Annotated in this window: 4 protein-coding genes; all 4 read right to left on the bottom strand. The window is 74.2% G+C overall.

Going from position 1 to position 9381, the window contains the following annotated elements; genetic code table 11:
- Window positions 1-5743 (bottom strand): non-ribosomal peptide synthetase (locus HET64_RS16670; RefSeq protein WP_215106333.1); only part of this gene is annotated, 5743 nt, incomplete at its 3' end.
- Window positions 5740-6312 (bottom strand): DUF6875 domain-containing protein, encoded by a 573-nt coding sequence (locus tag HET64_RS16665; protein WP_215106331.1) that lies wholly within the window; start codon window positions 6310-6312, stop codon window positions 5740-5742. The genes HET64_RS16670 and HET64_RS16665, both read right to left, overlap by 4 nt.
- Window positions 6306-7574 carry an NAD(P)/FAD-dependent oxidoreductase gene (locus HET64_RS16660; protein ID WP_215106329.1) on the bottom strand — a complete coding sequence of 423 codons (1269 nt, stop codon included), beginning with the start codon at window positions 7572-7574 and terminating at the stop codon, window positions 6306-6308. The genes HET64_RS16665 and HET64_RS16660 overlap by 7 nt, the downstream gene beginning before the upstream one ends.
- Window positions 7571-9229 (bottom strand): non-ribosomal peptide synthetase, encoded by a 1659-nt coding sequence (locus HET64_RS16655; protein ID WP_215106337.1) that lies wholly within the window; start codon window positions 9227-9229, stop codon window positions 7571-7573. Before HET64_RS16655 ends, HET64_RS16660 begins: the two co-directional genes overlap by 4 nt.
- Window positions 9230-9381 lie beyond the last annotated feature (152 nt).

The following is a 9381-nucleotide window of genomic DNA, read 5'->3' as shown; positions in this document are numbered from 1 at the left end:
CGATGGGGGTGGATGCGATTGGAGCGGGTGTTCTCGGGTCGGGGACACCGACGTAGCCGATGAGGCGGTCGCCCCTGGCCACCACCACGGCTTCGGCGACGGCCGGGTGTGCGGCGAGCACGGCCGCCACCTCCCCCGGCTCCACCCGGTTGCCGCGGATCTTGACCTGGTCGTCGGCCCGGCCGACGAATTCGAGCGTGCCGTGTCGGTTCAGCCTCGCGAGGTCGCCGGTCCGGTACATGCGGGCGCCGGGGCGGTCGCCGTACGGGTCGGCGAGGAACGCCGCGGCGGTCGCGGCCGGGTTCCCCCGGTACCCCCGGGCGGGCGCCGTCCCTCCGATGTAGACCTCACCGAGCACGCCGACGGGCACCCGGCGCAGAGCCCGGTCGAGGAGGTGGACGCGGACGTGTCGCAGCGGCCGGCCGATCGGCAGTCGGGTGGGGTGCTCGCGGCCGTCGACGGTGCGGTGACTGGTCGCGCAGACGGTGGCTTCCGTCGGGCCGTAGTGGTTGTGGAGGGGTATGCCGTGCTTCGCCCAGGCGCGGACGGTCGCCGCCGGGACGATGTCGCCGCCGACCATCATGATCTCCAACGGGAGGCGTTCGCCGGCGAGATCGGCCACCCACCGCTGCCAGAGGGGAGCCGCCGTGTCCACCGCGGACACGCGGTGCTCGACGCAGAGCCGGAGGAGTTCCGGTCCGGTGAGGCCGCCGGGGTCGGGGTGGATGACCAGGGTGGCCCCGGCCGCGAGGACCGGGAAGATGTCGCCGAACGCGGCGTCGAAGTGCGGGGGCGGGACCATGAGGAGGCGGTGCGCGGCAGTGAGGCCGTGTTCGGCGATGAACGCGGTGGTGAGGTCGAGGAGCGCGTCGTGCTGTACCTCGACGCCCTTGGATTCGCCGGTGGAGCCGGAGGTGTGGACGACGTAGGCGAGCTGGGACGGGTGGACGGGCGTCGGTTCGTGGCGGCCGGTGGCGGGGAGGGTGTCGCGGGTCAGCACGGTCCTCGCGCCGCCTGCGGTGATCAGGGCCTGTTGGCGGGAGGCCGGCTGGGCGGGGTCGACGGGGACGAAGCATCCGCCCGCCTTGAGCACGCCGAGGATCGCGATGATCGCGTCGGCGCCGGCCGGGATGGTGATCGCGACCGGGTCCTCGCTCCGGATGCCCGCCTCGTGCAGGTGGTGGGCGACGGCTGAGGACCTGCGGTCCAGGTCGCGGTAGGTGAGGGGGGTGGCGGCGAGGTCGAGGACGGCGATGGCGTCAGGGGTCAGTGCGGTGCGGGCCGCGATCAGGTCCACGACGGTCGTGGCGGCCGGTCGCGTGGGGACGGCCGGGCCGGGTGACGGTGTGTCCGGTCCACCGGGGGAGGTGGGATCGGGCCGGGTGCCGAGGGCGGTGTGGACGGCCCTGTCGGCCGGGGACAACAGGTCCAGATGGGACAGCGGAAGACCGGGGTGGCGGACCACGGTCTCCATGACCGCCAGCACCTGGCCGGCGATCCTGGTGATCGTGTCCGCCTCGTACCGGTCGGTGCGGTAGTCGATGAGGGCGGGCCAGTCGCCCTCGCGTTCCCTGATGTGGAGGGTGAGGTCGAAACGGCTGGTGGCGCGGTCGATCGGCAGCGGGGTGGTGGTCAGGCCGGCGAAGGTGACGGGGGCCGTCTCGCGGTTGAGGACCAGCATCGTCCGGAACAGGGGACGGTCCTCCCGTGGGGTGGGGACCGTGGCGAGGATGTCGGCCGGCGAGATGTCGGCGTGGTCCATCGCGTCGGCCACCACCCCGGTGGCGTCGGCGAGCAGGTCGCGGGGGGTGGCTGGGCGGTTCGTACGGAGCCGGAGCGGGAGGGTCGTGACGAACATGCCGATCACGTCGTCCCACCCGGCCGGGCGGGTGCTGACCGGGGCGCCGACGACGAGGTCGTCACCCCCGTCCCGGGTGGCGGAGACGATCGCGAGGACAGCGAGGAGACCGGCGAAGGTGGTGGCCCGCTCGCCCCGGCACCAGGTGGCGAAGCGGCAGGCGAGCCCGGCCGGGACGGTGAACCGGTGGGTGGCGCCGGGGGCGGTGCCCGCGCGGTGGGGGTGAGCCGGGCCCCGGCCGGACTCCGGGTGCGGCGATCCGCCCGGCGTGCGGGCCCGGGCCGTACCGTACGGGTGGTCCGGCGAGGGTCCGGAGGCAGGCGGGGCGTCGCGGAGTGTCTCGGCCCAGAATGCGGTGGTTCGCTGCCGTGGGCCCACGGTTGCCGCTGAGGGGACGGGTGGTCCCGGTGTGCTGGTCCTCGTGCTGGACGCGGCCTTCGGCCGCTGGACGTCCGTGGCACCGGGCAGGGGTGAGAAGACCGGATCCGCGGTGGTCAGGGTCGTCAGCAGGATCGACATCGATGTGTCGTCGCAGATGATGTGGTGAGCGGTGATCATCAGGAGATGGGTCGTGGGGGCGGTCCTGATCAGGTGGGCTCGCACCAACGGGGGCCGGGTCAGGTCGAAGGGGTGGTCGGCGTCCCGGGCGGCCAGGCGTTCGGCCTCCGGCCACGGGTCCGCGTGAGCGCTCAGGTCGGTGGTGCGCCAGGCCTTCGCCGACAGCTCGTCCGTGCGGGGCGCCGCGATCAGCCGCGGGATGTCGTCGTGGACGACGATCGCCGATCGCAGGGCGGGATGGGTGGCCAGGGTGTGGGCGAACCTCGCGCGCAGGTCCGTCTCGTCGAGCGCACCCTCCAGCCGGACGGCGGCGTGCACGACGTAGGCGCCGTTGTCCTGACCGGCCTGGTGGATGATCCACAGTCCGTGCTGCGGTCCGGACAGCCGTCCTGGTGGAGCGGGCACCGGCCCGGAGTCGTCCGGAGTGCCGGGATCGCCCCGGCCCGCCTCGATCGCGGCGGCCAGGGCGGCGACGGTGGGATGGGCGAACAGGGTTCTGATCGTCACCTCCACGCCGACCGACTCCTGGATCCTGGCGACGGCCCTCGCAGCCGCCAGGGAATGGCCGCCGGCCAGGAAGAAATCGTCGTCACGGTTCACCGGGCGAGCCAGCAGGCGCGCGAAGATCACCGCGATCGTGGTCTCCAGGCCCGGGTGGGGGTCAGAGGCGGCGGCCTCCTCCGCCGGTGGGGGCAGAGCGCGTACGTTCAGCTTTCCGGAGCTGGTCAACGGGAACGCGTCCACGGACACCATCGCCGACGGCACCAGGTAGGCGGGAAGGACACGGCTCAGCCGTTCCCGCACCCCCGGCCAGCCGGGCCGCCCGGCGGCCGGGATCACGTAGGCCACCAGGCGGTCACCGTCACCGGCCACGCGGGCGTCGGCGATCTCCGGGTCCGCCCGCAGTGCCGCCTCCACCTCGGCCGGTTCCACCCGGTGGCCACGCACCTTGAGCTGCGCGTCCACCCGACCCACGAACTCCACGGCACCGCCCGGACGGCGTCGCGCCAGGTCGCCCGTCGCGTACATGCGTGCGCCGGGGACCGGTGAGAACGGGTCGGCGACGAACCTCGTCGCCGACCGGCCGGGCGCGCCGAGATAGCCGCGCGCCAACGGGAAACCGCCGAGGTACACCTCGCCGACCACGTCGTCGTCGACCGGTCGCAGGCCCGCGTTCAGCAGGTACACGGCCACGCCGTCGAGCGGGTCGCCGATGCCGAACCGGCCACCTCGGTGCACCCGTTCGGCGGTCGACCAGATCGTCGTCTCGGTCGGGCCGTACGCGTTCCACAGCTCGGCCCCGCCCAGCGACCCGGCCAGCTCCGGCGTCAGCACCTCCCCGATCGACACCCGGACCCGCACGCACTCCGGCACGCCCCCGGCCGCCACCAGCACCGCCCACACCGACGGGGTGACCTGGACGACCGTGACCGCCTCGGCCCTCAGACGCCGCGCCAGGGCGGGACCGTCCACCACGATCTCCGGGGGTACCGGCGCCACCCGGGCGCCCACCGTCAGCGGCGCCACCAGTTCCCACACCGAGATGTCGAAGGCCGGGGAGATCAGGGCCGCCACCACGTCCCCGGCGGCCAGCCCCACCAACGCCGTCGACCGGGCCAGCATCCCGGCCACCGCCCGGTGCGGCACGCCCACCGCCTTCGGGCGGCCGGTCGAGCCGGACGTGTGGAGCACGTACGCCAGTGACTCCGGGGCGATTTCGGGATCGACGCGCTCGAACTCCTCCGGCAGGTCCGGGATCCCGGTCAGCACGACGCGGGCGGCCCCGGTGACGGCCCGGCGCCTCGGCTCGGGCCACAGCGGTTCCACCGGCACGTACACCGCGCCCGCCCGCCAGATCCCGAGGATGGCCACCACCAGGTCCGTGCCGCGCGGCAGGTCCACCGCGACCCACACCTCCGGCCCGGCGCCCTTCGCCCGCAGCACCGAGGCCAGCGCCGCCGAACGGCGCTCCAGCCCGGCGTAGGACAACTCCCCCACCGCGAGGCCGTCCGCGCCGAACCGGATCAGCTCCAGCACGGTCGACGGCGCCGGGACACCGGCGGGACCGGCCACCGACGCGGCGACCGGGGTCCCTGCCGTCAACGCCGACAACCGGCGATCGGGGTCGGCGCACGCACGGTCCAGCAGGGCCAGCAGCCGCCCGGCGACACCGTCGACCGTCGCGCCGTCGAACAGGTCCGTGTCGTGCTCGGTGACCACGGCCATCTCCGCCCCGCCCGACTCCACCATCACGGTGAGGTCGACGTCGGCCGTGCCCGTGTCCGGCAGCATCCGGTCGGCCCGCACGCCGGGGAGCGCCACCATGGGTGGGTCCTGCATCACGAGGTGCGCCTGGCACAGCGGCGCGTGGCTCGGGTCGCGGGAGGCGCCGACCGCCTCGACGATCCGGTCGAACGGGACCGCCGCGCCGCCCAGTCCCGCCGCGACCGCGCCGCGGGCCCTGGCCACCAGCTCGCGGAACGTCGGATCACCGCCGATCCCCACCCGCAGCGGCACCGGGTTCACGAACATTCCGACGACGCCGGCGAACTCCGGCCCCGGCCGCCCGGACACCAGGGTGGCGACCATGACGTCGTCCTGACCCGCCGTGGTGCCCAACGTGGCGGCGTACGCGGCCTGCAGCACGACGAACCGGGTGGCGCGCGTGGCACGGGCGAGCGCGTCGACCCGCGCGGTGAGCCCCTCGGGGACGGCGTGGCGGCGCAGTTCGCCCCGGAAGGCGCGCATCCTCGGGCGGGGCCGGTCGGTGGGCAGGGTGAGCAGGTCCGGCACACCGTCCAGGTCGGACGCCCGGCGGGACGGGTCGTGGTCGATGACGTCCGGCGGCGCTCCGGGATCCGGCAGGGGCCGGGCCGGGTCGGCGTACAGGGCGCTGATCTCCCCGCACAGCACCGACAGTGACCTGCCGTCGACGACCGCGTGATGCGTGTTGATGACCAGGATGTGGTCGGTCGGCGTGATCCGGCCCAGCCGGATCCGGAACAACGGCCCGGTGCGCAGGTCGAACGGCTCCCGTACGGCCTCGGCAGCGAACGCCGCGGCGTCCGCGGCCGGCACCGTCCGTATCCCGACATCCGCGGCGCCCATCGGACCCACCCGGCCGACCGGCTCGCCGTCGGCCTCGTCGAACGTGGTGCGCAGCACCGGGTGCCGCGCCACCACCAGATCCGCCGCGCGCCGGAGCGCGTGCAGCGACACGGGGCCGGCCAACCGGAACACCGCCGGGTTGTTGTGCAGGGGTGCGCCATCGGCGAACGCCTCCAGGAACCACAGCCGTCGGGCCCCGGGCGGGAGCGGGACCGTCATCGGTACCCTCCCCGGTCTCCGAACCGGCTCCGGTATGCCGCCAGTTGCTCCGGGTCCGCCCGCAGGAACGGCGCGTCGGCGGCCACCATGTGCCGCACCGCCAGCAACGGCAGCGGGCTGCGCATCGGCCGGAAGTCCGCGTTCCACAGACCGGGCGCGGACGGCGGGCCCGGGTGGAACTCACCGATCATCAGGCCGCGTTCCACGAATCCGGGCTTCAGCTCCCGCTGCGTGCGGTCGATCTCGCCGGGCGTGACGTCCGGCAGCACCACCAGGACCGTCCGGTATCTGGCCCCCGGCCACTCCCGCGGCGGCAGGTCGGGGAACCAGTCGCGGTAGGCGGTCATCACCGCCCGCAGGTCCGGCCGTCCGGGGTGTACGCCGAGGAAGAGCCCGCCCCGCTCCAGCGAGAGGGCCGTGTACGGGCAGACGTCGCCACCCCGCCCCAGATCGGGGTGCGGTCGGCACAGATAGGACCGCGCCCACGCCAGCACCACCTGGGCGGCGGCCGGCAGGTCCGGGTGATCCGGCTCGAACAGCGTGACATCACCCGCGGGGTGGCTCAGCATCTCCCGCTCCGCTTCCGCCGCGCCGCGGCGAGCAACGCGAGTCCGGCGAGTCCGGCGAGTCCGGCGAGGAGGCGGTCCTGGCGGCGGGCCCGGGCGATCGCGTCGCCGTACGGGAGGCTGCTGTGGCTGATCATCGCGTACAGCGTCCGCCACCCCGGTAACAGGCGGCCGAGCTCGAAGTCGATCCGCTTGCGGGCCAGGAACACCGGTGACCGCACCCGGTCGCGCAGCTCCACGAAGTTGCGCGCGGACAGCTCGGCCAGGACGTCGGTGTGCGGCCGGCGGCGGGCCTCGAACGCTGCTAGCGCGTCGCCCGGGGCGTGCTCGGCGAGACACGCGTCGAGCACCGCGCAGTCCTCGAACGCGGCGTTCATCCCCTGGCCGTAGAACGGGAACACGGCGTGCGCGGCGTCGCCGACGAGGACGACACGGTCGTGCTGCCACGGTGCGGTGCGCACCGACACCAGGGTGCCCGGTTCGTGCGCGAGGAACTGTGTGACCAGGTCGGGCACCAGATCGGTCAGGTCGCCGAACTCCTCGGCCAGGAAGGCCCCGGCCCGCGCCGGGTCGCGCAGCCCCAGGAACCCGGTGTCGCCGTCGAACGGCAGGAACACGGTGCCGGTCAGCGATCCGTCCGGGTTGGGGTGTGCCACCACCAGTCCCCGCCGGCCGGGCCACACGTGCAACGCCTCCGGCCGGTCGACGGCCGGAACGGTGAACTCCCGGTAGCCCCAGTCCAGGTGCGTCTGGTGGAACTCGGCGCGCACCCGGCGGTGCAGGAGCGTGCGCACGGTCGAGTACGCGCCGTCCGCGCCCACGACGAGATCCGCCGAGAACGTCCGGGCGGGGGTCCGCACCTCGGTACCGGACAGGCCGGTGACGCGGTGCCCGAACCACAGCCGCACCCGGGGAACCGACGCGGCGGCGTCGAGCAGGGCGATGTTGAGATCGTGGCGGCGGACCGAGTGCAGCACCTCGGTGTCGTCCGTGCCATAGGGCTGGTAGGTGACCCGGCCGCTGTGGTGGATGATCCGCCCGCGCATGGGAACCGCTGTGGCCAGGGCCTTTTCGAGGAGACCGATGTCGCGCAACGCCGCCCGCCCGCGTTCGGACAGCCCGACGCTGATCGACGCGGCGTCCGGGCCGTTCGTGCCGCGTGGGTCGCCGCGCCGCTCCACCACGTCCACCCGGTGGCCGCGGCGGGCCAGCCGGATCGCCAGCATCGTTCCGGCCATACCCGCACCGACGATGACGACGTTCATGTCCGTCCCCCGGCCGAGTCCACCGGGGCCGTCGCGGCCGTCGCGGACAGGGCTTTGGCGAGGTCGGCGGGTGTGGAGGCGTCGAACACGGTGGCGACGGACGCTTCCACGGCCAGTTCGAGCCGGATGCGGCTGACCAGCGCGGTGACCATGAGCGAGGTGCCTCCGAGGGCGAAGAAGTCGTCGTCCGGCGCGGCCGAATCCACCGACAACACCTCGGCGAACAACCGGGCGAGGTCGTCGGCGAGCGCTCCGGACGCCCGCGGCGCGGGCTCGGCGAACGCGGCCCGGTCCAGTTTCCCGTTGGGGGTCGACGGGAAGTGCCCGACCACCTCGATCATGTCCGGGACGAGGTGGGCCGGCAGCCGCTCGGCGAGGTGCGCGCGCAGGTCCGGTACGCCCGCCCCGCGCGGCACCACGTAGCCCACCAGGTAGGCGCCGAGCGGTCCGGAGCGGGCGACGACCGCCGCCCGCGCCACCGCCGGGTGAGCCCCGAGCGCGGCCTCCACCTCGGCCGGTTCGACCCGGTGGCCGCGGATCTTCACCTGATCGTCGGCCCGGCCGAGGAACAGCAGGTCGCCGTCGGAAGCCACGCGGACGAGGTCACCGGTGCGGAACATGCGCGACCCGGGCGGCCCCCACGGGTCGGCGACGAAACGCTGCGCGGTCGGCCCGGGGCAGCCCAGATAGCCGCGCGCGACCCCGGCGCCGCCGATGTACAGCTCGCCCTCGGCGGCCGGGGCGCACGTCTCGTCCAGCACCCGTAGTTCGGTGCCGGGGATCGCCGCTCCGATCGGCACCACCGGGCCGTCGGTGAGCGGCGCGCTCATGGTGGCGCACGCCGTCGTCTCGGTCGGGCCGTAGGCATTGATCATCCGGCGGCCGGCAGACCATCGGGCGACGAGGTCCGGGCCCAGCGCCTCCCCCGCGACGATCAGGCAGGCGACCGAAGGCAGTGCCATGTCCGGCTGGGTGGCGAGCGCGCTCGGTGGCATGCACACGTGGGTGACGCCGTGCTCGGCGATGAACCGGGCGAAGGGTTCGCCGGGCGGAAGGCCCTCGGGCGGCGCGAGAACGAGCGTGGCCCCGGTGAGCAGCGCCATGCACAGGTCGGCGACGGCCACGTCGAAGCCGACCGACGCGTACTGCAGCACCCGGGCACCCGGCCGGGCACCGAAGCGGTCCCGTTGCGCCGCGACGAGATGAGCGATCCCCGCATGGGGAACGACCACGCCCTTGGGTCTTCCGGTCGAGCCGGAGGTGTAGATGACGTAGGCGGCGCACCCCGGATCGGGTTCCGCCACCGGGGCGGCGGACGCCGCCGCCTCCAGCACCCGCAGCTCCGCCGGTGTCAGCACCAGGGCGGGGCGGGCGTCGGCGAGCACGGCGGCGACCCGGTCCGGTGGTTGGGTGGAGTCGACCGGCAGGTAGGCGGCTCCCGCGGCGAGCACGGCGACGACCGCCACCACCATGTCCGCGCCGCGCGGGATCACGACGGCGACGATGTCGTCCGGCCCGATCCCGCGGTCCCGCAGCCCGCGGGCCACCGCGGAGGCGCGGGCGTCGAGCTCACCGTAGGAGAGCGTGCCGTCAGTGGCGACGACCGCGATCGACTCCGGGGCCCGGACGACCTGGCGACGGAACATCCCGACCATCGTCTCGGCCGGTAAGGAATTCACCGTATCTATTCGCGCGTCCACTGCCGTTTCACACTCCGTGACCCACGGAAATCCATTGGGGGAACGGGGGAACTCTGTCGCATAAAGCAGATCGGTGTCAACGAGGTCGACGAGGTGCTTACCCCGAC

Source organism: Streptomyces sp. McG3 (genome assembly GCF_018619185.1).
Taxonomy (GTDB): Bacteria; Actinomycetota; Actinomycetes; order Streptomycetales; family Streptomycetaceae; genus Streptomyces.
This window is presented reverse-complemented; position numbering and strand designations above follow the sequence as displayed.

What these genes read in the sequence shown, in the direction of transcription:
- HET64_RS16665 (WP_215106331.1), bottom strand. Translation starts at nt 6,312, where the DNA reads ATGCTGAGCCACCCCGCGGGTGATGTCACGCTGTTCGAGCCGGATCAC.
- HET64_RS16655 (WP_215106337.1), bottom strand. Translation starts at nt 9,229, where the DNA reads ATGGTCGGGATGTTCCGTCGCCAGGTCGTCCGGGCCCCGGAGTCGATC.
- HET64_RS16660 (WP_215106329.1), bottom strand. Translation starts at nt 7,574, where the DNA reads ATGAACGTCGTCATCGTCGGTGCGGGTATGGCCGGAACGATGCTGGCG.